The sequence below is a fragment of the Mariniflexile sp. HMF6888 genome (assembly GCF_044335535.1).
Lineage (GTDB): Bacteria > Bacteroidota > Bacteroidia > Flavobacteriales > Flavobacteriaceae > Mariniflexile.
In genome coordinates, this window is the sequence record NZ_JBIQVZ010000009.1 from 91,808 (window position 1) to 114,560 (window position 22,753).

At 32.0% G+C, this 22,753-nt stretch carries 19 protein-coding genes; 16 read left to right on the top strand and 3 right to left on the bottom strand.

The features are described 5' to 3' along the window. Complete coding sequence (locus ACGLWY_RS16130) at positions 1-378, top strand: DUF1801 domain-containing protein (protein WP_396620699.1); 378 nt, start codon at positions 1-3, stop codon at positions 376-378. A gap of 153 nt (positions 379-531) precedes the next feature. Here the strand turns inward: ACGLWY_RS16130 and kdsA are convergent, their stop codons facing one another. After that, entirely contained in the window at positions 532-1,350 is an 819-nt protein-coding gene (kdsA, locus tag ACGLWY_RS16135) for a 3-deoxy-8-phosphooctulonate synthase (protein ID WP_396620700.1), read from the bottom strand. Between the two features lie 831 nt (positions 1,351-2,181). Here kdsA and typA point away from each other — a divergent pair. The 9 genes from typA to ACGLWY_RS16180 all read left to right on the top strand — a co-directional run bounded on the left by typA (position 2,182) and on the right by ACGLWY_RS16180 (position 11,250). After that, positions 2,182-3,981 (top strand): translational GTPase TypA, encoded by a 1,800-nt coding sequence (gene typA, locus ACGLWY_RS16140; protein WP_396620701.1) that lies wholly within the window; start codon positions 2,182-2,184, stop codon positions 3,979-3,981. Position 3,982: 1 nt separating this feature from the next. Next, a complete protein-coding gene (locus ACGLWY_RS16145; protein WP_396620702.1) occupies positions 3,983-4,225 on the top strand; it encodes a uroporphyrinogen decarboxylase in 243 nt (80 codons plus the stop codon). A 147-nt stretch (positions 4,226-4,372) separates the two neighbouring features. Then, complete coding sequence (locus tag ACGLWY_RS16150) at positions 4,373-5,674, top strand: O-antigen translocase (protein ID WP_396620703.1); 1,302 nt, start codon at positions 4,373-4,375, stop codon at positions 5,672-5,674. Between the two features lie 55 nt (positions 5,675-5,729). Further along, positions 5,730-6,719, top strand: a complete 990-nt coding sequence (locus tag ACGLWY_RS16155; RefSeq protein WP_396620704.1) for a GNAT family N-acetyltransferase — start codon at positions 5,730-5,732, stop codon at positions 6,717-6,719. Further along, the gene (locus ACGLWY_RS16160) at positions 6,716-7,819 is read left to right on the top strand and encodes a DegT/DnrJ/EryC1/StrS family aminotransferase (protein ID WP_396620705.1); all 1,104 of its coding nucleotides are present in this window, start codon (positions 6,716-6,718) and stop codon (positions 7,817-7,819) included. The genes ACGLWY_RS16155 and ACGLWY_RS16160 overlap by 4 nt, the downstream gene beginning before the upstream one ends. Beyond that, complete coding sequence (locus ACGLWY_RS16165; RefSeq protein WP_396620706.1) at positions 7,816-8,385, top strand: acyltransferase; 570 nt, start codon at positions 7,816-7,818, stop codon at positions 8,383-8,385. The genes ACGLWY_RS16160 and ACGLWY_RS16165 overlap by 4 nt, the downstream gene beginning before the upstream one ends. Further along, positions 8,386-9,384, top strand: coding sequence for a glycosyltransferase family 2 protein (locus tag ACGLWY_RS16170; protein ID WP_396620707.1), 999 nt, complete (start codon positions 8,386-8,388; stop codon positions 9,382-9,384). Then, positions 9,385-10,830 carry an oligosaccharide flippase family protein gene (locus ACGLWY_RS16175; protein WP_396620708.1) on the top strand — a complete coding sequence of 482 codons (1,446 nt, stop codon included), beginning with the start codon at positions 9,385-9,387 and terminating at the stop codon, positions 10,828-10,830. Between the two features lie 21 nt (positions 10,831-10,851). Then, positions 10,852-11,250 (top strand): sugar 3,4-ketoisomerase, encoded by a 399-nt coding sequence (locus ACGLWY_RS16180; protein WP_396620709.1) that lies wholly within the window; start codon positions 10,852-10,854, stop codon positions 11,248-11,250. On the opposite strand, the gene ACGLWY_RS16185 is transcribed toward ACGLWY_RS16180, so the two are convergent. Further along, complete coding sequence (locus tag ACGLWY_RS16185; protein WP_396620710.1) at positions 11,242-12,189, bottom strand: glycosyltransferase family 2 protein; 948 nt, start codon at positions 12,187-12,189, stop codon at positions 11,242-11,244. The genes ACGLWY_RS16180 and ACGLWY_RS16185 overlap by 9 nt on opposite strands. A gap of 308 nt (positions 12,190-12,497) precedes the next feature. Here ACGLWY_RS16185 and ACGLWY_RS16190 point away from each other — a divergent pair, with 308 nt between their 5' ends. Together ACGLWY_RS16190 and ACGLWY_RS16195 are read left to right on the top strand one after the other, a co-directional pair. Beyond that, on the top strand, positions 12,498-13,589 hold the full coding sequence (locus ACGLWY_RS16190) for a glycosyltransferase (protein WP_396620711.1): 1,092 nt from the start codon (positions 12,498-12,500) through the stop codon (positions 13,587-13,589). Positions 13,590-13,982: 393 nt separating this feature from the next. Continuing rightward, on the top strand, positions 13,983-15,074 hold the full coding sequence (locus tag ACGLWY_RS16195; RefSeq protein ID WP_396620712.1) for a glycosyltransferase: 1,092 nt from the start codon (positions 13,983-13,985) through the stop codon (positions 15,072-15,074). Between the two features lie 4 nt (positions 15,075-15,078). Here ACGLWY_RS16195 and ACGLWY_RS16200 read toward each other — a convergent pair whose 3' ends face one another. Continuing rightward, a complete protein-coding gene (locus ACGLWY_RS16200; RefSeq protein WP_396620713.1) occupies positions 15,079-15,762 on the bottom strand; it encodes a cell division ATP-binding protein FtsE in 684 nt (227 codons plus the stop codon). Between the two features lie 386 nt (positions 15,763-16,148). Here ACGLWY_RS16200 and ACGLWY_RS16205 point away from each other — a divergent pair, with 386 nt between their 5' ends. The 4 genes from ACGLWY_RS16205 (at position 16,149) to ACGLWY_RS16220 (ending at position 22,619) form a co-directional block, all read left to right on the top strand. After that, positions 16,149-19,175 carry a tetratricopeptide repeat protein gene (locus ACGLWY_RS16205; protein WP_396620714.1) on the top strand — a complete coding sequence of 1,009 codons (3,027 nt, stop codon included), beginning with the start codon at positions 16,149-16,151 and terminating at the stop codon, positions 19,173-19,175. A gap of 175 nt (positions 19,176-19,350) precedes the next feature. After that, positions 19,351-21,078, top strand: coding sequence for a TonB-dependent receptor (locus tag ACGLWY_RS16210; RefSeq protein WP_396620715.1), 1,728 nt, complete (start codon positions 19,351-19,353; stop codon positions 21,076-21,078). 86 nt (positions 21,079-21,164) lie between these two features. Further along, a complete protein-coding gene (locus ACGLWY_RS16215; RefSeq protein WP_396620716.1) occupies positions 21,165-21,980 on the top strand; it encodes a hypothetical protein in 816 nt (271 codons plus the stop codon). Between the two features lie 57 nt (positions 21,981-22,037). Further along, positions 22,038-22,619 (top strand): DUF1287 domain-containing protein, encoded by a 582-nt coding sequence (locus ACGLWY_RS16220; RefSeq protein ID WP_396620717.1) that lies wholly within the window; start codon positions 22,038-22,040, stop codon positions 22,617-22,619. Positions 22,620-22,753 lie beyond the last annotated feature (134 nt).

The following is a 22,753-nucleotide window of genomic DNA, read 5'->3' on the forward strand; positions in this document are numbered from 1 at the left end:
GTGAAGCCAGTAGACACCTATTTTTTAAATCAGAAAGAGCCTTATCAATCCATTATGCTTTATGTGCGAAGCATTATTTTGAATACATTGCCAGAAGCAGAGGAGCGTTACAGTTACAGAATTCCATTTTATAATTGCCACAAAAAGCCCATGATTTATTTAAATATTTTAAAAGGAACCAATTATGTTGATGTGGCTTTTGTGCAAGGCATTTTGTTAGAAAAACAATTTCCTGTTCTAAAAAATGATAATAAACGCAAACAAGTGCGCTCTATCCAACTAAAAACGTTAGAAGATTTAGACCATGCCAATTTTGTTGCATTGCTTCACGAGGCTTCAAATTTACTTAGTAAAAGTAAAAAGGCTTGGTTTATCTAAATATTAAAAAGGCTTTCAACAGTATTGCTAGTTATTCTAATATCTGGCATGTTCATATAACCACCTTTTAAATCTAACTTTGTAAAAATAAGTGTTTATAGTAACCCCTAACATGGATTTAAAAAAGCAGATTTCATTAAGTTTTTCCAGTAACTACAGTGCGTTTATGGTTTTTCTAATAGCCACTAAATTGGTAAGTAGTTTTTCTAAATTATCTAAATGTAGCATATTGGCACCATCACTTTTCGCATTTGCGGGGTCGAAATGGGTTTCAATAAACAAACCATCCACATTATTTACAATGCCAGCACGGGCAATAGTTTCAATCATATCTGGTCTGCCACCAGTAACGCCCACGGTTTGGTTGGGTTGTTGTAACGAATGTGTAACGTCTAAAACCGTTGGTGCATATTGGCGCATGGTTGGTATACCACGGAAATCTACAATCATGTCTTGGTAACCAAACATGGTGCCTCGGTCGGTTATCCAAGCTTTTTTATTTCCAGAATCGTACACTTTCTGTACAGCGTGTTTCATGGCTTCCGGACTCATAAATTGCCCTTTTTTAAGGTTTATTACTTTGCCTGTTTTGGCAGCAGCAATAAGTAAATCGGTTTGGCGTACTAAAAAAGCAGGAATTTGTAGTACATCTACATATTGAGCAGCCAATTCGGCATCCGAAATTTCATGAATGTCGGTTACTGTTGGAACATCAAAAGTCTCGGAAACTTTTCTTAAAATAGTTAATGCTTTCTCGTCACCAATACCTGTAAAACTATCTACTCTGCTGCGATTGGCTTTTTTAAAACTGCCTTTAAATACATATGGAATTTCTAATATATTGGTAATTTCCATTACTTTTTCGGCAATTCGTAATGCCATGTCTTCGCCTTCTATGGCACAAGGGCCACAAAGCAAGAAAAAGTTGTTTGAATTGGTGTGTTTTATTTTTGGAATATCTTGAAGATTCATGTGTTTGTTTTTTAAGGTTCTGGGTTCTGGGTTCAAGGTTCAAGGTTCAAGGTTTGTTGATGGTTGTTGGTTTGATGGACTGGGTTCTGGGTTCAGGGTTCATAACTTGTCTCTTAATTCTTAATCCTTAATTCTTGATCCAATGTCATTAAGTTAAGGAGAAGTGAGTCAGGTTGAGCGAAGTCGAAACCCTTATCAAGCTCTTTTTTGTTAAGCATTTCGCAAGCTGCGCTTCTATCTTCAAATAAAAATATATTTTCATTTTCGATAATGCTCAATGTGACAATTTAGAGTAAACACGCTTAACTTAATGACATTGATTCTTAATTCTTAATCCTTAATTCCTAATTTTGACTATGCTCGTTTCATGTTTTATATTTTAATGCTGTAAAGATAAGATTAATGAACCATATAAATAATGACTTTTTTAAATTGAAGGGAATGCCCAAAGTTGATAAGTGCATTAGCGATAGAAATGACAGCCTTTTTTGTGCGCGCTTATGCGCAAAAAAGCTATAATGGATAGCGCGACCCTTTGTGTCTTAGTAACTGAGGGTCTGTGAATAAACAACCTATACATTTTAACTTGTTCTTTATCCCTTTTTCATCGTTGTAAATGCTTTAAGTAGCTAAGGCTATTTGCATCATTTACGCTTTGAAAAAGAACAAAATACCTTCGTCAATTTTGTACACTTTATTTATTCACAGACCCTTACATTTGTTTTTATCAAAAAAGTTTCTGAACACAAAGGGTAATGCCCAAAATAAAAATATTGTATAATTTATCCATTAATTATAATTACCTTTGCACGCTTAAAATAAGGCACTATTATGGCTAATATTAAAAACATTGCAATTATTGCGCACGTTGACCACGGTAAAACGACGTTGGTTGATAAAATTATGTATCACTGTCAATTATTCCGTGAAAACGAAAATACAGGTGATTTAATTCTTGATAATAACGATTTAGAACGCGAACGAGGTATTACAATTACTTCTAAAAACGTTTCGGTAATATACAAAGACACTAAAATTAATATTATTGATACCCCTGGTCACGCCGATTTTGGTGGCGAAGTAGAACGTGTACTTAATATGGCAGATGGTGTGCTATTATTGGTTGATGCTTTTGAAGGGCCTATGCCACAGACACGTTTTGTGTTACAAAAAGCGATCGATTTAGGATTGAAACCTTGTGTGGTAATTAATAAAGTCGATAAGGAAAACTGTACACCAGAAGAGGTACATGAAAAGGTGTTTGATTTAATGTTTGAATTAGGTGCTGAAGAATGGCAGCTAGACTTCCCAACAGTTTACGGTTCGGCTAAGAATAACTGGATGAGTGACGATTGGAGAAATCAAACGTCTAATATTGAGCCGTTATTAGATATGGTTATTGAGCATATTCCTGCGCCAAAAATTGAAGCAGGTACCACACAAATGTTAATTACTTCTTTAGACTTCTCATCGTTTACAGGTCGAATTGCTATTGGTAGATTAACTCGTGGCGGATTAAAAACAGGACAAAACATTTCTTTAGTAAAAAGAAACGGAAGCATTGTTAAAACAAAAATTAAAGAAGTTCATATTTTTGAAGGTTTAGGACGTAAAAAAGTAGATGAAGTTCAAACAGGGGATATTTGTGCTCTTGTTGGTTTAGAAGGTTTTGAAATTGGTGATACTGTTGCCGATTTTGAAAATCCACAAGGCTTAAAAACGATAGCGATTGACGAACCTACCATGAGTATGTTGTTTACTATTAACGATTCGCCTTTCTTTGGTAAAGACGGCAAGTTTGTAACCTCACGCCACATTAAAGACCGTTTAACTAAAGAGCTTGAAAAAAACCTAGCACTACGTGTTAACGAAACAGATAGTGCCGATAAATTTTTGGTATTTGGCCGTGGTGTATTACACTTATCGGTTTTAATTGAAACCATGCGCCGTGAAGGTTATGAGCTTCAAATTGGTCAGCCACAAGTTATTATTAAAGAAATTGATGGTGTAAAATGTGAGCCAGTTGAAGAAATGACGATTGATTTACCTGAAAGTGTTTCTGGTAAAGCCATTGAAATGGTTACATTGCGTAAAGGTGAAATGTTAAGTATGGAAGCAAAAGGTGACCGTATGGTTTGCCAATTTATGATTCCATCTAGAGGTATTATAGGTTTAAGAAACCAATTGCTTACGGCAACTGCAGGCGAAGCTATTATGGCACACCGTTTTAAAGAGTACCAACCATTAAAAGGAGGTATTCCTGAACGCCAAAACGGTTCTTTGGTGTCTATGGAAAAGGGGCAAGCGATTCCTTATTCAATTGACAAACTTCAAGATAGAGGTAAGTTTTTTGTGGATCCAGGTGAAGATATTTATGAAGGACAGGTTATTGGCGAAAACTCTCGTGGTGACGATATGACCGTTAACGTAACAAAAACTAAAAAGTTAAGTAACGTACGTTCTTCGGGTGCTGATGATAAAGCTAGAATTATTCCAGCCATTAAGTTCTCGTTAGAAGAAGCATTGGAGTATATCCAAAAAGATGAATATGTTGAGGTAACACCCAACCATTTACGTTTGCGTAAAATTTATTTAACAGAAGTAGATAGAAAGCGAAATAAATCAATATAATATGGAATTCTTAGGAATTTCATATACAGAATGGATAGGGTATGCCGCCATGGCAACCGTCTTAATTTCATTCTTAATGAAATCGGTTAATAAGTTACGAATAGTAAACTCCTTTGGATGTTTACTATTTGTGTTTTATGGTGTTTTGTTAGAACCATTATCAATACCTATTATCATTACAAATGCAGCTATTTTCTTCATAAATGCCTATTACTTGTTTAAAAAACAACGATTTCATTTTTAATAGACAAATTCTTACGTTTTAAAATTTAAATTGTATTGATACGTAAAATGATTTTGTATATTTGGTTTCTTAAAAAAAACATAAAAAATAAATTATTTAGCTATTTTTCAAAGCATTAATTGGTTGAAAACAGAAAACCTAGGATAATTGAAAAAAATAATCGATTATATAAATAAAAATGTTCTAATTAAAGTTACTTCATTACAGGCAGCTTCAGTAGTAACCAGAATAATTGCAGGTATATTAACTTCAAAGGCTATTGCTATTTTTATTGGACCAACCGGATTAGCGTTAATAGGAAACCTGCGTAATTTTGTAAGTTCTTTTCAAACTATTGCCATTCTTGGTTTTTATAATGGTGCGGTAAAGTATATTTCAGATTTTAAGGATGATGTTGTAGAGCTAAGTAAAACGATTTCTACCATATTTTATGTGGGGTTTACGTCCACCATTTTAGTGTCATTTTTCTGTTATTTTAATGCACAGTTTATAAATAACATCATATTTCCTGACTACAACGATTACGCTTTTGTAATTAAGGTTTTTGCAATGGTACTGCCGTTTTATGCTTTAAATATGTTTTCATTTTCAATAATGAATGGCTTTTCAAAGTATAAGATACTTATCGTTATTAATATTATTGGGCAAATATTAAGTGTTTCGGTAGCATTACTTTTAATCTATCAAAATAGGATTAATGGGGCATTAATATCAGTAGTCATTGCAGAGTCGTTAATATTTTTAATAACATTGGTAGGTATTACCAATAGGCGTAGTTTGGTTCCTTTAATTAAAGTTAATAGTATTAGTTTTAGTTTCTTAAGGAAAATGAGTGCGTATTCCTTAATGGCTCTTTTTTCGGCCATTATAATGCCTTTGGTTGCCATTGCAATTCGTTCTTATATCATAGAAAATGTAGGTTATAAAGATGCTGGTTTTTGGGAAGCCATGACAAGAATCTCTAAATATTATTTAATGCTTGTTAGCTCGTTAATGGCGTTGTATATCTTACCAAGATTTTCTGAAATTGATGACATTAAGGAATTTAGAAAGGAAGTATTTAGCTTTTATAAAACGGTTATACCTGTTTTAGCTATCGGATTGGTTGTTATATATTTTTTAAAACCATATATAGTAATGCTTATTTTTTCAGAGGATTTTAAACCTGTTGAAGACTTGTTTTTATGGCAATTATTAGGCGATTTTATTAAAGTACTATCTATGGTAATAGCCTATCAGCTTTTAGCAAAGAAAATGTTTTGGCACTATATTTTAACCGAAGCTTTTTTGGTAATTATATTATATACTACCAGTGTTTATTTTATAGACTTATACGATAATGTACAAGGTGCTGTCATGGCTCATTTTGTGAGTTATATTATGTACTATGGCATTATTTTGCTCATATTTGGTAGCTCGCTTTTTGGGGTGGATGTGGAGAAGAGTTAAAATAGTTTAAGTATTCTGTATATTTAGAGTTATTAATGTTTGTTGGGTATTAATTATGACTGAAAAACATACTTCTTTTAAAATAGTAAAATATACTAGTGCTTATTATAATGAGTGGAATGGTTTTATAGAGAACTCAAAAAACGGAACATTTCTTTTTCATAGAGATTTTATGGAGTATCATAAAGACCGATTTGAAGATTTTTCTTTATTGGTTTTCAAAGAGGATAAGCTATTGGCCGTTTTGCCTGCAAATAAATTGGAACAAGAAATACACTCCCACCAAGGGTTGACTTATGGCGGATTGATCCTTCCAAAAATGGTTAAGTTTGATACTGTTATAGCTGTATTTGCACAGCTGCTTAAGTATTTAAAGGGATATGGATTTGAAACGCTTGTTCTAAAACAAATCCCATCTATTTATTCAAAGGTGTTTACTGAAGAAATAGAGTTCTTAATGTTTATTCTTAAGGCGGAATTAATTAGAAAAGACACATTATCGGTTATTGATTTGAACAACAAATTAAAAATTTCCAATAATAGGTTAGAAGGTTATAAAAGAGGCGTAAAGCATAACTTGATTGTTAAGGAAGAAGCTGGTTTTGAGTTGTTTTGGAATAATATTCTAGTTAAAAATTTACAAAACAGACACAAAGCAAATCCTGTGCATACCTTACAAGAAATAACCTTATTAAAAAAACATTTTCCAAATAACATTAGGCAGTTTAATGTTTATAATCAAGATGAGATTGTTGCGGGTACAACCATTTTCGAATCAAGGTTTGTAGTTCACTCTCAGTACATATCTGGTAATGCAGATAAGAATACATTAGGAAGCCTAGATTTTTTACACTACCACCTAATTACAGAGGTGTTTAAGGATAAAAAATATTTTGATTTTGGCACTTCTAATGAAAATAATGGGTTGCACATAAACGAAGGTTTACAGTTTTGGAAAGAAGGTTTTGGGGCTAGGATGTTAACCCAGAATTTTTATAGAGTGCCTATAAATAATTACCAATTACTTAATAATGTGTTTATATGATTAAGTTTTTAGACTTAAAAGCGTTAAATGATCGCTTTAGAGAAGAATTAAAAAACGAGTTTAATCATTTTTTAGATTCGGGTAGTTATATATTAGGAGAACAAGTTGGCTGTTTTGAAACAGAATTTGCTAATTATTGCGGTACCAAATTCTGTATTGGAGTAAGTTCTGGACTAGATGCACTTCATTTAATATTTGAGGCCTATAAAACATTAGGTATTCTTGGTATTGATGATGAAGTCATTGTTCCTGCCAATACTTATATTGCAACGGTGTTGGCAATAAGCAATGCAGGTTTAAAACCAGTTTTAGTTGAACCAGACATAGAAACTTTTAATATAGATACAAAGGGAGTTTTAAAAGCAATTACCTCTAAAACAAAAGCTGTTTTAGGTGTCCATTTATATGGACGGTTATATAATGTTGAAGCATTGGAAGCAATTTGCAAAGCGCACAACTTACTGTTAATTGAAGATGCAGCCCAAGCTCATGGGGCTATTAATGAAGATGGAAGAAAAGCAGGAAATGTTTCCCATGCGGCAGCCTTTAGTTTTTACCCAACTAAAAATTTAGGAGCCCTGGGAGATGCTGGGGCAGTTACGACCAATAATGAAGCTTTGGCTAATATTATTAATAAGTTGAGAAATTATGGCAGAAAATCATCATACGAGAATGATATTAAAGGTTATAATTGTAGATTAGATGAATTGCAAGCGGCTTTTTTAAGAATTAAATTAAAATATTTAGACACAGATAATGATGTACGTAGAGAAATTGCAAAATTATATTTAAAAAAAATAAATAATTCGGACATAGTTTTGCCTAAATATGAAGGTTTTCAACAACATGTTTTTCACCTTTTTGTTATTAGAAGTAAAAAAAGAGACGAACTTAAAAAGTATTTATTTGAAAATGGTATAGAAACATTAATTCATTACCCAATTCCAATATATAAACAGTTGGCGTATAATGAGTTTAAGGGTTATTATTTTCCAATTACAGAAAAGATACATGCAGAAGTTTTAAGTATACCTATAAATCCGGTTATTTTAGAAAGAGAAGTCAATATGGTTATTAAGGTTTTAAACAGTTATAAATGATTTTATTAAGAAAAATAAAATATTATCTTTTTATTAAAACAAGAATATTTAAGTATAAATGGCTTTCAGATTTAAAACCAATGGGTTCTTCTCCAAAATTGATTTCTCCAGTTTTATTTAAAGGTAAGGGGGAAATTATTTTAGGGTATAATGTCCAATTTGGTTATGAGCAATCTGCAAACTATTACACTCACTATGGTTATCTAGAAGCCAGATTAAAATCCTCTAAAATTCAAATAGGTAATAATGTAGTAATAAATAATAATTTTAATATAGTAGCCTTAACTAGTATTGAAATACAAGATAATTGTACCATTGGAATCAATTTTTCTGTTCTTGACAGCGACTTTCATCATTTAGAACCGTACAAACGTAATGATAAAAACCCACCATCAAAACCCGTTAAAATTGGTAAGAATGTATTTATAGGAAATAACGTATCTATTTTAAAAGGCGTAACTCTAGGAAATAATGTTGTAATTGGTAATGGGAGTATTGTTGTGAAATCGGTTGCGGAAAATAGTGTTGTAGCAGGAAATCCTGCTAGAGTAATTAAAACATTATAAATGGATATACTCATAAAATCGTTTAACAGAGTATATTATTTAAACCGTTGCCTTTACAGCATATCGGTACATTTAAAGAACTTTAGTGGTAGTATTTACGTATTAGACGATGGCACACCTAAAATTTATTTGGATAGAATACAATCTAAGTATCCTAAAATAATTATCTTAAAATCCGATGATTATGAGTTGAAATCAAAATTAATAGAAACTCAAAATTATCAATTACCTAACACTATTCCATCTAATCTTTGGTACAAAAGCGCTGTAAATATATCAGACTATTTTATTGTTTTAGAAGATGATATGTGGTTTACAAAAGCTATAGATGTGGCAAATTTGCTTACCATATGTAAAAAAGAAAATATTGCTTTGTTGAAATTATTTTGGGTGGGAAACAAGAACGTAATTGGAGATGTCACGGTTAAAACCTTGAGTGATGTTATTTTGTATAAACCAGTTATTCAATTTAATAACCCAACGGTTTTTAAATACATTTATGCAAAGCATAATAGATTATGGCGAAAATTATTGGGAGTTTTAAATTTGTATTCAAGCAACAAAGAGGTGCGTTATTATACCATTTATTCTGTGGCAGGAGCAATTTTTAAAAAGGATTATTATTTAAGTATTTGGAAAAACTCAAAAACTTTGGTAAATGAAAAGCAACAATTAACTAATGCCATAAAATATCGAAATGAAAACAAACCCAATTTTGGAAGGATAGAAACAGAGGTGTTAAAAACGGGCTTTATGTCGTCTGCGTTTTTAAAATATAAATATTCAGAATTTTCAATTTTCAATTTCAATTTTACAATTAATGAGCATTGGTTAAAAAACGACTTATTGTTTTGTGATAACCTTGAACTTGATTTAGATAAAAATGAACTAATAAAAATCTTAAAGCTATATAACAAAACCAATCGTTACATTAACGAATGGCAAAATTGGGTTGATAAATTTAAGGAAGAGTACCAAAAAATAGGTTGCAATATATAAATGAGACAAAATAGTTTTCATAAAATAATATTTAAGAACACTGGGCTGTTTGGTATTGCCCAATTGATTAAAATTTTAATGAGACTATTCAGTAATAAAATAGCAGCGCTTTTTTTAGGTCCAGTTGGAATTGGAATTATTGGATTGCTGGAAAATGTAATTGGTGTAATTCAAGGATTTACAAATTTTGGCATAGCTGACAGTAGTGTGCGTGAAATAGCTATTGCAGACCAACAATTAGATGGGTTAAAATCTAAACGACTCATAAAAATTGTTTATAAATGGGCAATTGCAACGGGTGTTTTAGGTTTGACAGTAGCTATAGTTTTTTCAAGACAAATTCATCAAACAGTTTTTGGAAATAATATAGCGTATATATGGGTTGTTTTACTTGCTACGCATTTTTTATTCACGTCATTATCAAGTATTAGAATAGCTGTATTACAAGCAAAAAAAAGTATAAATTTAATTGTTAAATATAACATTTGTTCGACTATTATATCGTCTTTAATAACAGTTGTTGGATATTATCTTTATGGAATTAATGCCATTATTCCTGTAATGATAATTTCGAGTTTCGGAGCTTTTTTATTAAGCCTTTATTTTACTAAACATATAAAAACAGTACCGTATCACATGACATTAAAATTAGTCTATGACGAAGGATTGCCCATAGCAAAATTGGGGTTATTGCTATCTGTTTGTGCTATTTTTGGACAGCTTTGTTTTTATATTATTAAATGGTATTTAAAAGAATATTATTCCTATGAAATTTTGGGGGTGTATCAAGTGAGTAACACAATACTGGTTGGCTATTTAGGGTTGGTTTTTGCAGCTATGTCAAACGATTATTACCCAAGATTGTGTAATTATGAAAATGACATAGAGAACTTTAACAATCTAGTTAACGATCAAACAGAACTTGCCTTATTACTGGTGGTTCCAGCAGTTTTGATTTTGTACTTGATAGCTCCTTTTTTGGTAACTTTACTGTATTCGGCAGAATTTTTAAGCGTGCTTAATATTTTAAAAATCGGATTGGTCGCAATTATTTTTAAAGCAATAGTTTGGCCCATTGGATTTATACCTTTAGTTAAAGGTAATAAATTGCTTTTTTTTAAACAGAACGTTTTGGGTGATGGAGTTAACCTAGTGGCTTCAGTATTTTTTTTCTATTATTTCAATTTAGTTGGCTTAGGCCTCGCAATGGTTTTGATGTTTGTTGTTTCAGGATTCTATAATTATTATGTGGTTCGAAAGTATTATAATTTTAAATTCAGAAGGGCAACTTTAAAAACAATGGGATTTGCAATGCTCTTGGCTATTGTAGCAGTTACAATAGCATTAACAAATGAGTTTGAAAATTTTAATATTTATATTTTAATGATTACTTTGACAAGCGTAATTAATTCTTTATTTCGGTTAAAAAATAAGCTTCAATTTTAAGTTTTACTAAAGGTTCTAAATTTGTACAAAAATAGCATAAAAATTATAGAAATACCAAAGATTAAAGACGCTCGCGGTAATTTATCGGTGTTAGAAAAAGGCATCCTGCCATTTGCCTTTAAACGTGTGTATTATTTATACGATGTGCCAAGTGGTACGTACAGAGGTGGTCATGCGCATAAAGAGCAGCAAGAATTTTTAATTGCAGTCAGCGGTAGTTTTAATGTTTTATTGGAAGATATAACTGGAAACAAAACAAAAATTACCTTAAATAAACCTAATCAAGGATTGCTTATATCTAGTATGATATGGAGAGAACTTGAAGATTTTTCATCAGGAGCCATTTGCTTAGTTGTAGCATCCGATGTTTATAAGGAAGAAGATTATATACGCGATTTTGAGGAATTTAAATCATTTTAAAAATTTATGCTTTAGCAATAGAGCTTGTTTTTTGAAAAAGTTATTTTGGCTTGCTAAATAGTAAATGTAATCTTTTAAGTTTTTTGTTTCAACATTGTTAAAAGCCAATTTTCCTGTTTCTTTTTTTTCAAAATAGGCAGCGTAATACAAAAGTTGTTTATAATGATTATTGTAAAAAATGCTTGATAGTGCTTCGTGGTAATTGTATTTTTTTTCAAAATACTCAAATAACATTTTCATTTGGTTCAATAAAAATGTTTGTTTTTCAAAATTTTTTTGATGTGAAATTGAAGACTCATGAACACGGTAAACATGTAACGATTTTTCAATAATTTCAAAATTAGTGCTCATAGCCAAATCTACCAAAATAGGATAATCTTCAATAGTTATTCCCATGCTGATATAGGTGTCAAAGTCAACATATTTATATAAATGGTTTTTGTTAAAGCATATTCCAATAGGGGTTACTTTCCCTAATAACAGGTTGTTTTTATAATCATTCTTAGGGACGTTAATTAAGTGTTTGTTGTTGAAAGGTTCAGTTTTGTTTTTTCCTTCAAAAAGCAAATCAAAACCAGAATCAACAAATCCGAGGCTGTCATCTGTTTTTAAAGTATCAACCATTGTTTGTAAAGCATTCGTGCCTTTTAATAGATCGTCTCCAGCAATATCAAAAACGTATTTTCCCTGGCATCTATCGAGGGTTGCTTTAAAATTTTTTAAAATTCCTAATTGGGTGTTGTTCTTTAATATATTAAATAGGTCGGGATATTGTTCTTTATAAGCGTAAATAATGTTTAATGTATTGTCACTGGAACAGTCATCTCCAATAACAATCTCAAATTTAAAATCTACTTTCTGTCTTAATATAGATTCTAAAGTTTCTTTAATATGTTTTTCGTTGTTATAAGTAATGAGGTGAACCGATAATTCTATCATAAATAAAATTTGAGCGTTAAGATCTGTCTGTTTTTTTAATAGAACTCATTTAAAGTTTTTGAAATTAAGCGAAAATTAGGGGATTTTAGTTCTGTTGAAGGCTTTTTTGAGTTGCATAGCAGCGCTACGGAAGGAAGAAAAGGCAAAAACGGAGCTGAAATCAGCAGTTTTTTAGCAAATTGAAAAACTTTAAATGAGTTCATAAATTGGAATTTAATATAAATAGAAAGAAGATAAAAAAATAAACGTTTATTTTTGATAAAAATTATTGTGGCGACCATATGTTTATATAGCAATTGAATGTTAATATGAATAAAAAGAAGATACTGATAGTAGCAAAAAGTTTAAGTGAAGGAGGCGCAGAGCGTGCTGCCGCAGTTTTGTCTTTAATGCTTAAAAACTATGATTTTGATGTTTCTATTATTATTTTAGACAATAAGGTGAGTTATGATTTTAATGGATCGTGTATTGTTCTTAACAAACAAGGTTTAAAAAAAAACTTTAAAACAAGAATCGACTTTTTTATAAACTTTAGGAATCATGTAAAAAATAACCATTACGATTATGTCATAGACTTTAGAACAAGAAATTTTTTTATAAGAGAATTGTTAATACTTACGTTCATATATAAAAATATAAAAAGCAAAATTTTCACAATACATCTGCCAAAGCTATCTATATACATTCCTAAACCATATTTTCTATTTAAAAAAACATATTCAAGAGCATTAAAAATTGTTGTGGTTTCCAATGAAATCCAGCAACTTTTAAAAGAAAAGTTATCGTTAAATAACACAACGTTAATTTATAATGCCATAGATATAAATAAAATAATGAAGCTAAAAAGTGAGGCTATTATCGAGAAAGGTAAATTTGTTTTGGTAGTTGGAAGAATGAACGATGGCATTAAGCAAATAGATAGGTTAATAGATATCTATTCTGAAACTAATTTAAAGCAAAACAATATTAAATTGTTTGTTATGGGAAATGGTGATTTAACAAATAGTATTAAAACCAGCGTTCAGGAAAGAGGATTAAGCAATGATGTACATTTTTTGTCATTTCAAGAAAACCCTTATAAATATATGAGTAAAGCCAAGTTTTTGGTTTTATGCAGTAAAATTGAAGGATTTCCGTATGTGATATTAGAGTCTTTGGCCTGTGCCACACCGGTTATATCGTTTGATTGTAGAACGGGCCCTAGGGAAGTCATTGTAAATGAATTTAATGGATTGTTAGTAGAAGACCAAAATTTTGTAGCACTCACTAAAGCCATAAATAAATTTATAACAAATCCAGAACTATACGATTTTTGTAAAAATAATACATTAAAAAGTGTTGAAAAATATGATACAAAAATAATAGCCAAAGATTGGATTCGTGTTTTAGAGACTGTTTAAACTTTGTTTCATGAATGTTTATAGGGTATTTTTTTGTCAGGCGAAAGTGTTTTGAGATTCATAGCCATAGTTCAATGTCATTAAGTTAAGCATGATTATTCTAAATTGTCACATTGAGCCTTTCGTCTTCGCTCAAGATAAACTAAAGTCGAAATGCTTAACAGAAAAGGGATTGAAAAGGGTTTCGACTGCGCTCAACCTGACACCTTCCCTTAACTCAATGACATTGGGCCATATATGGACCGAAAAATAGCTGAAGTATGGTGGAAAAAGGCACATAAAAGAGACAAAGGATAAAACTTAAACAGTCTCTTAGAATTAGCGGATTAATTTTAATTGGTTTAAAAACAAAATTACTTTATATATTTCTATACTTTTTGTGATATTTGAATAATGAAATCCAAGAAAATTGCTATTATTACGCCTTCAGCAGGAAACGGAGGTGCAGAAAAAGCTTCAACGCTACTTTCCTTAATGCTTGAAAAACTAAACTTTGAAGTTCACTTTATAGCAGCGTATCCAATTAAAGATTTTAATGTTGGAGGTGAATTTTATAGCCTCAACATATCAAAGTCTTCATCTTTCAATGTATTTCAACAGTTTATTGGCTTTATAAAACTAAGAAAATATTTAAGAGAGCATGATTTCGATTTTATTATAGACTTTAGGTCAAGACGAAGATTTCTAGTCGAATATGTTTTTTCATATCTTGTTGTTCCCAAATTCGAGAAAATGATTTATACATTTCATTTACCTTTAATGTCTAAATACATACCAAAACCATGGTGCTTATTTAGGGGTATTTACAATAGTTCAAAAAAAAATGTTTGTGTATCACAAGGCATTATGCAAAAGGCCAATAAAATAGGTTTAAATAATACTCAGGTAATTTTAAACCCAATAGACTTTAATTTTATAGATAGCCAAATTAACTCTGATGAAATTTACGATTTTGAATTTATTATTGGAGTTGGCAGAATGGATGATAACATTAAACAGTTCGATCATTTAATGGAAGCCTATTCTAATTCTGTTCTTCCAGAAAAAAATATCCATTTATTAATTTTAGGAAAAGGTAAGTACGAATCAACGCTTAATGATGTTAAAAATGGTCTTTTGCATTGTGATAAAATACACTTTGTTGGGTTTCAGGAAAACCCGTATAAGTACATGAATCAGGCATTGTTTTTTGTTTTGTCAAGTAAGTTTGAAGGATTTCCGTTGGTGGTTTTAGAAGCTTTAGCATGCGGAACTCCTGTAATTTCTTATGATTGTCCAACAGGACCAAACGAGATAATTAAAAACAGAGAAAATGGATTATTGGTAACGCCTCAAGACAAAGAAAAATTAACAGATGCAATTAACCTGTTTGTAGAAAATCAATCGTTATATAAACATTGTAAAAATAACAGTAAAAAATCGGTAGAATATTTATCGATGGATAACATTGGGAAACAATGGCAATCCTTAATTGAAAGTGACTAAGCGTTTACCCCTTTCTCTGCACCACTTCAAAAACCTGACTTTCTTCACACTTGAGCGTTTTACTAGGATATTTTAAAAGCAAAGCATAATCGTGGGTCGCCATTAAAATAGTATTGCCATTTTTATTGATTTCCTGTAAAACCTCCATAACTTCTATGCTGGTTTGTGGGTCTAGGTTTCCGGTAGGTTCATCGGCAAGGATAAGTTCGGGGTTATTAAGTAAGGCTCTGGCGATAGCGACACGTTGTTGCTCGCCACCCGAAAGCTCGTGCGGATATTTAAAGCCTTTGGTTTTCATGTCTACTTTACTTAAAACTTCTTCTACGCGTTTATTCATTTCGTTTTTGTCCTTCCAACCGGTTGCTCTTAAAACAAATAGTAAATTTTCGTTTATAGTGCTGTCCGATAGTAATTTGAAATCTTGAAAAACAACGCCCAATTTACGTCTTAAGTAAGGAATATCATTTTCTTTCAACGTTTTTAAATCAAAATCCACAATATGTCCTTCGCCTTCGGTTAAAGGTAAATCACCGTAAAGTGTTTTCATAAAACTACTTTTTCCGGTACCCGTTTTTCCAATTAAATATACGAATTCACCTTTGTTAATTTCAACATTCACCTTAGAAAGCACCAAGCTATCACCTTGATATATAGATACATTTTTTAATTGTAGAATAGGATTTGACATATGTAAAGTATATTTTGTGATGTAAAAGTATTATATAAAAGTTGAAAGTTGAAAGTTAAAAGTAAAAAGTTTCAAAGTTTCAAAGTTACAGAGATTTAAAGATGCAGAGTTGCTGAGTTGTTATGGCTCAAAAAGAAATCTGTTACTTCAGCATCTGTGTTTGGATTAAATTCCACTGCAACTACACTGACTGAACACTGAACACTGCAAACTGATTACTGCTAACTGAAAACTGCAATGTCTCCTTCTTCGGTCTTCGGTCATTGGCCTTCCTCCTTTCATTTTTTTCAACTTTTAATAAGTCGGTTTATAATTATAGCACGATTGTTGCGTTATAAGATTTGTATTGAATTATCTTTGGGTTTAAATTAAAAAACGAATCGTTAATGACTATAAAAAACAGTGTTTCCCTTTTGGTTGCCATAAGTTTTAGTTTTCAAATATGGGCGCAACAATCTGCCACTTATACAAGCAATTTGGTAGAGTATCAAAAAGCTTTGTCACTTTATAATAACCAACAATATCTTGCAGCACAATCCTTATTTGGAAGTGTGAAAAAGGACACTAAAGAAACGGTTTTGTTGTCCGATTGTGCCTATTATATCGCCAACTGTGCCGTACGTTTAAATCAGCAAAATGCAGATCAATTGGTAGAGGATTTTGTAAAGGACTACCCAACAAGTACCAAGCGCAATACCGCCTATGTTGATGTAGCCGATTATTATTTTACCAACGGAAAATTTGCCTATGCCAGAAAGTGGTATGATAAAGTTGATGAAAACGCACTGGGAAGAAATGAAAAAGAAAAGTTTTATTTCAACAATGGCTATTCAGCATTTTCAAGTAAACAATATAAAGAAGCAAAGCAGTATTTAACACGCGTTGAAAACTCTAAAGAATACGGGTCGCAAGCTAAATATTACATTGGTTTTATGGCTTATGAAGGTGATGATTACGAGAATGCCAATAAGTATTTTGAACAAGTAAGCGACCAAGAACAGTATAAAGAGAAGTTATCATATTATCAAGCAGACCTAAATTTTAAATTAGGGAATTTTGAAAAAGCCATTCAACTGGCAAAAGATAAATTGAAGAGTAGCGATAAAAATGAGGTATCGGAACTGTCAAAAATTATTGGCGAAAGCTATTTTAACTTAAAACAATATGCCGAAGCCATTCCGTATTTGGAAGCTTACAAAGGCAAAAACGGAAAATGGAGTAACACCGATTTTTATCAATTAGGATATGCCCATTATAAACAAGGCGATTACGAAAAAGCCATTTCGGAATTCAATAAAATAATAGGAGGCACCAATTCCATTGCCCAAAACGCCTATTACCATTTAGGTGAAAGCTATATCAAATTAAACAAAAAGCAGGAAGCCTTAAATGCATTTAAAAATGCTTCCGAAATGGATTTCGATTTAAAGATCCAGGAAGATGCTTGGTTAAACTACGCAAAAATCAGTTATGACATAGGGAATCCATATCAATCGGCACCACAAGTTTTAGCAGGTTATTTAGACAAATATCCTAAAACAACTTATAAAGAAGAAATTGAAACCTTGTTGATTGATTCGTATATCACCTCTAAAAACTACAAAGAAGCCCTTAAATTATTGGAAGGAAAAAAGAGCTTCGAGAATAAAGTAGCGTATCAAAAAGTAGCATTTTACAGAGGTTTGGAATTGTATAATGAAGGCAATTATTTAGAAGCCAAACATCTTTTTGAAGCATCTTTAAAAGAACCACGTGATGCTAGTTTTACAGCAAGAGCAACTTTTTGGAAAGCAGAAACCGATTATAATTTAGCCAACTATGATACAGCTTTAATCAGCTTTAAACAATTTCAGCAACAATCGACTGCGACAGCAACACCAGAATATAAAAACATAGATTATAATTTAGCTTACACCTATTTTAAGCTGAAAAACTACTCACAAACCGCCCAGTATTTCAACCAATTTATAGCATCAAATAAAGGAACAGATAATGTCAGGTTGAATGATGCGTATCTTCGTTTAGGCGATGCCTATTTTGTGTCAAGCGACTATAAAAATGCCATCAATGCTTATGAAAATGCTATTAAATTAAGTGCTAACGATGCCGATTATGCCTTTTTTCAAAAAGCCATAAGTGTAGGTTATGTGGGGCAAGAGTCTAAAAAAATAAAAGAATTAGAGCAGTTTATTACAGAATATCCAAAATCAAAACTGCGCGATGATGCCATGTACGAACTTGGTAATACCTACGTAAAAGCTGGTGATACCGATAAGGCGATACAGGTTTACAACCGTCTGAATTCAGAATACAAAATGAGTTCGTTTGTGCCAAAAGCCTTATTGCGTCAAGGTTTGGTATACTATAATGGTAGTAAAAACGATCAAGCATTAAGTAAATTCAAACAAGTAGCAAGCGATTACCCAGAAACACCGGAAGCGGTACAAGCGGTAGCAACAGCACGATTAATTTATATTGATTTAGGCCGTGTTAATGAATACGCCAGTTGGGTAAAAACCTTAAAATATGTGGAGGTAACCGATGCCGATTTAGACAACGCCACTTACGAAGCTGCCGAAAAGCAGTATTTAGAAAACAACACCGATAGAGCCATTACGCAATTTAACGGTTATATAAACCAATTCCCTAACGGTTTACATGCATTACAGGCGCATTTTTACATCGCTCAAATGTATTATAAAAAAGGATTGATGGACAATGCAGCACCTCATTATAGATATGTGGTTGATACGTCAAGAAGCGAGTTTACAGAAGAAGCATTGTCTCGATTATCGCAATTTTATTTAGAAAGCAAAAGCTGGAACAAAGCCATGCCGTTATTGGAGCGTTTGGAAGATGAAGCCAACTTTCCACAGAATGTGGTATTTGCACAATCAAACTTAATGAAAGCAAATTATCAATTGGAAAATTACGACACAGCAGTTGCTTATGCTGAAAAAGTGTTGGCTAATTCAACAATTGATAACAAAATTAAAGCCGATGCGAATGTTATCATAGCCCGTTCTGCCATAAAAACAGGCAATGAAACCAAAGCAAAAGTAGCCTATGCAAAAGTAGAAACGGTTGCAACAGGCGAAACAGCAGCCGAAGCGTTGTACTATAACGCATACTTTAAAAACAAAGAAGCCAATTATGAAGCTTCAAATACAGCGGTTCAAAAATTAGCAAAAGATTTTTCGGGTTATAAATATTATAGTGCCAAAGGATTGGTGCTTATGGCAAAGAATTTTTATGCTTTAGAAGATGCCTTTCAAGCCACTTATATTTTAGAAAGTGTGATTCAAAATTTCACGGAGTTTAATGACGTGGTTACGGAAGCAAAAGCAGAGTTAAGTAAAATTAAAGCAGAAGAAGCAAAGACCAACTCGTCCATTCAAGCGGGAGGTAATTAGGGTGTTGGTGAGTCGTGAAATGTGAATAGTGAAACGGGAAACGGGAATCGTCAATCGTCAATCAAAAATCGTTAATCGTTAATCGTGAGATGTGAAACGTGAAACGGGAATCGTCAATCAAAAATCGTAAATCAAAAATCGTCAATCGTTAATCAAAAATCGTAAATAAAAAAGTATGCGTAAGCACATAAAAAAAATCATATTAGTCGTTTTTACACTTAGTGTAACTCTTGTGTTTTCACAAAAGAAAACCACCGATACAATTAATACTGGGGTTATTGATGTTGTAAAACCATATACACCAACCATATCGGATGCTTTTAAGGTAAAGGAAGTGCCATCGTTAAATGACGAAACGACCCAAGCAAAAAAGGAAATTAAATACAATATATTTTCATTCCCGGTAGCATCTACGTTTACACCAGCAAAGGGTAAAGCGGCGACTGTAGATAAAGCAAAACCTATCAAGTTATATGATAACTATGCGACATTGGGCGTTGGTACCTACACCACCATTTTAGGTGAAGTGTATTTAAACCATGCCATCAGCCGTACCGAAAGCGTGGGAGGTTATGTAAGCCACCATTCTTCTGGAGGAGGCATCGAAGGGTTGTCTTATGATGATGATTTTTTAAATTCAAAAGCAAATGTGAACTACGCATCACGCTTACGGGATTTGGCATGGAATGTCGAAGGTGGGGTAGGCTACCAAAGATATAATTGGTATGGCGTTCCAGAGTCGCAACTGGCTGTGTCGCAAACCAATAATATTCAAGTTGACCATTCTTTTTTCAATGCCCATTTAGGTGGTGATGTGTCTTTTGAAGATACCTATATCAATTCCGCAAGTTTCCTGTTCAGACGTTTTGGTGATAACCAAGGTTCAGCAGAAAACAGGTTTACATTTAAAACAAAAGTAGATGTGCCTATCAACGATTTTGAACTAGCTACCGATGTGGTGATTGATTATTTAGGCGGAAGTTTTGATAGAGGTTATAATACCGTTGATGAATTGAATTACGGAAATATTCAAGTAGGTGTTTCGTCAACATACGAATTAAAGCAAGACGATTTAACCTTGAATTTAGGAGTGTCGTTGTTTTACATGAGAGACAATGAAGCAAATGACAGTAAAATTTATTTATATCCCAATGTAACGGGAACGTATAGATTGGTAAACGATGTACTGATTGCTTACGGAGGTATTCAAGGTGATTTAATTCAAAACTCGTATTATGGTTTTGCAAACGAAAATCCGTTTGTATCGCCAACGTTGTTTATCACCCCAACCGACCAACTGTATAATGCATATGTAGGTTTAAAAGGAAAAGTAACCAGCAATGTTAGTTATAACATTAGCGGACATTATTTAGCCGATAGAAGTAAGGCTTTATTTAGAAATAATGAAATCACCTTAACTACCCAAGATTATTCGTATGGCAACTCATTCGGTATTGTTTACGACAATGTGAAAACTTTAGGAGTTGCAGGAGAAATAAATGTAGATGTGAACAGAAACTTTAAATTGGCTTTAAAAGCAGAAACATTTAGTTATACAACCGATGATGAAGCCGAAGCATGGAACTTACCGGATTTTAAAGGCTCTTTGTTTTTAGATTATCAAATAAGCGAAAAATGGTTTGCTGGGGCTAATTTGTTTTATGTAGGCGAGCGTAAAGACCAATTATTTTTAAATGATGGGGCGACGGCTGCCTCACCATTGACCATACCATTAGATAGTTATTTTGATGCCAATGCCCATGTAGGGTACCATGTAAACGACCAACTTTCCATATTTGCAAAAGCGAATAATATGGCGAATGAAGGGTATCATAAATGGCAAAACTTTCCGGTACAAAGCGCTCAGTTTTTAGCGGGTGCTACTTATAAATTTGATTTCTAAATCCTCACGAAGGTGGGGATCTTATAGAATAATGCGATTTCTTATTTTGATGGATTATGGAATTCAATAAAAGAAAATATTATCTTTTGAATTACATTTTTATTATTGGAATAATTTTGTTATTTGTCAATGATCATTTCTTTAAATGGGAATTTTCAAATTGGATTACAGGAAAGCTTTCTGATTTTGTGGGGTTGATGATTTTTCCTTTTTTCTTGACTTTTTTATTTCCTAAAATGATTAAATGGAATGTGATTTTCACAGGAGTCTTTTTTATATTTTGGAAGTCGCCTTTATCACAGTCGTTTATCGATTTCTATAATTCGATTTCTTTTATAGAAATAACTAGAGTAGTTGATTATTCTGATTATATAGCATTATCAATACTCCCCATTTCATATTATTCTTTAAAAAAAGTACTGATTCTCAATAAACTTCATTTTGACAAAATCTCTATAAGCCCCATAATTATATTACTACCTTCAATAGTTGTATTTATGGCGACTTCACCACCATATTGGCATAGATTTACATATACAGATGGTAATCTTCGATTTTTTAGAAATAAAGTTAATTTAAAAATGAGTCAACAAGAGGTTTTAAAGAAATTGGAGCAGAACAATATTAAAGCTTATATCGATACAAGTTTTAAAAACAATCCTTATGGAGATAATCATTTAAAAGAAATAGGCTTTTATAAAATAGACGAAATAATTATAGATAAAAAAGATACAGTACGAGATTTAAAGTTCTCTCTAATTTCATTTAAAAAAAATAAAACTGAAGTGTATTTGAATTCTATTAATATTTCAGAAGATATTAAAGAGGAAGATGTTAAAGATGAACTTAGAAAATATTATAAAAAGTTAATGAGAAAGTATATTATAGAAAGGATTAAGTGATATTTTTTTATAATTCCTGCGAAAGCAGAAATATTTTCCACTGAAATTCATATTTAAATGAGAAGACTATTCTTAATTATTGTATTCTTTTGTTTTAATTTTTGTGTTTCGCAGAAAGCCATTCAAAAATTAAATCTTTCACAAGCTGCTTTAGAATTAACCAAGCAAAAAGTGACTTACGATCCTAGTTATTTCTCAATACCATACCCCAATGGTGATGTTCCTGCAAATAAAGGGGTTTGTACAGATGTCATAATAAGGGCCTATAGAAGAATGGGTGTGGATTTGCAGAAGGAAGTCCATGAAGACATGAAAGCCAATTTTAAATGGTATCCAAAAATATGGGGGTTAAAAACGCCAGACAAGAATATTGACCATAGACGGGTTCCAAATTTAATGACTTATTTTGAACGTCAAGGAGCTAGTAAACCAATAACCAATAATGCTAAAGACTATATTCCAGGAGATGTGGTTTGTTGGAATTTAAGTGGCGCCATAACGCATATTGGAATCGTCGTGAATAAGAAATCAAATGATGGAAAGCGCTATTTGATTGTCCATAATATTGGTGCAGGACAAGTTTTAGAAGATTGTTTGTTCGATTTTAAAATTATTGGTCATTATAGGTTCAAAAATTAATTTTTTTTATTCCTGCGAAAGCAGGAATCTTTTAATTTGAAATTCATGTTTTAATTCATGAGATTCCTGCCTAATGTTATTAAGTTTAAGAGAAGTGTGTCAGGTTGAGCGCAGTCGAAACCTCTGTCAAGTCC

Coding starts and splice junctions, on each gene's coding strand:
- ACGLWY_RS16220 (WP_396620717.1), top strand. CDS start 22,038: ATGAGAAGACTATTCTTAATTATTGTATTCTTTTGTTTTAATTTTTGT.
- ACGLWY_RS16205 (WP_396620714.1), top strand. CDS start 16,149: ATGACTATAAAAAACAGTGTTTCCCTTTTGGTTGCCATAAGTTTTAGT.
- ACGLWY_RS16145 (WP_396620702.1), top strand. CDS start 3,983: ATGGAATTCTTAGGAATTTCATATACAGAATGGATAGGGTATGCCGCC.
- ACGLWY_RS16185 (WP_396620710.1), bottom strand. CDS start 12,189: ATGATAGAATTATCGGTTCACCTCATTACTTATAACAACGAAAAACAT.
- ACGLWY_RS16160 (WP_396620705.1), top strand. CDS start 6,716: ATGATTAAGTTTTTAGACTTAAAAGCGTTAAATGATCGCTTTAGAGAA.
- ACGLWY_RS16170 (WP_396620707.1), top strand. CDS start 8,386: ATGGATATACTCATAAAATCGTTTAACAGAGTATATTATTTAAACCGT.
- ACGLWY_RS16155 (WP_396620704.1), top strand. CDS start 5,730: ATGACTGAAAAACATACTTCTTTTAAAATAGTAAAATATACTAGTGCT.
- ACGLWY_RS16195 (WP_396620712.1), top strand. CDS start 13,983: ATGAAATCCAAGAAAATTGCTATTATTACGCCTTCAGCAGGAAACGGA.
- ACGLWY_RS16200 (WP_396620713.1), bottom strand. CDS start 15,762: ATGTCAAATCCTATTCTACAATTAAAAAATGTATCTATATATCAAGGT.
- kdsA (WP_396620700.1), bottom strand. CDS start 1,350: ATGAATCTTCAAGATATTCCAAAAATAAAACACACCAATTCAAACAAC.
- ACGLWY_RS16190 (WP_396620711.1), top strand. CDS start 12,498: ATGAATAAAAAGAAGATACTGATAGTAGCAAAAAGTTTAAGTGAAGGA.
- ACGLWY_RS16165 (WP_396620706.1), top strand. CDS start 7,816: ATGATTTTATTAAGAAAAATAAAATATTATCTTTTTATTAAAACAAGA.
- ACGLWY_RS16210 (WP_396620715.1), top strand. CDS start 19,351: ATGCGTAAGCACATAAAAAAAATCATATTAGTCGTTTTTACACTTAGT.
- ACGLWY_RS16175 (WP_396620708.1), top strand. CDS start 9,385: ATGAGACAAAATAGTTTTCATAAAATAATATTTAAGAACACTGGGCTG.
- typA (WP_396620701.1), top strand. CDS start 2,182: ATGGCTAATATTAAAAACATTGCAATTATTGCGCACGTTGACCACGGT.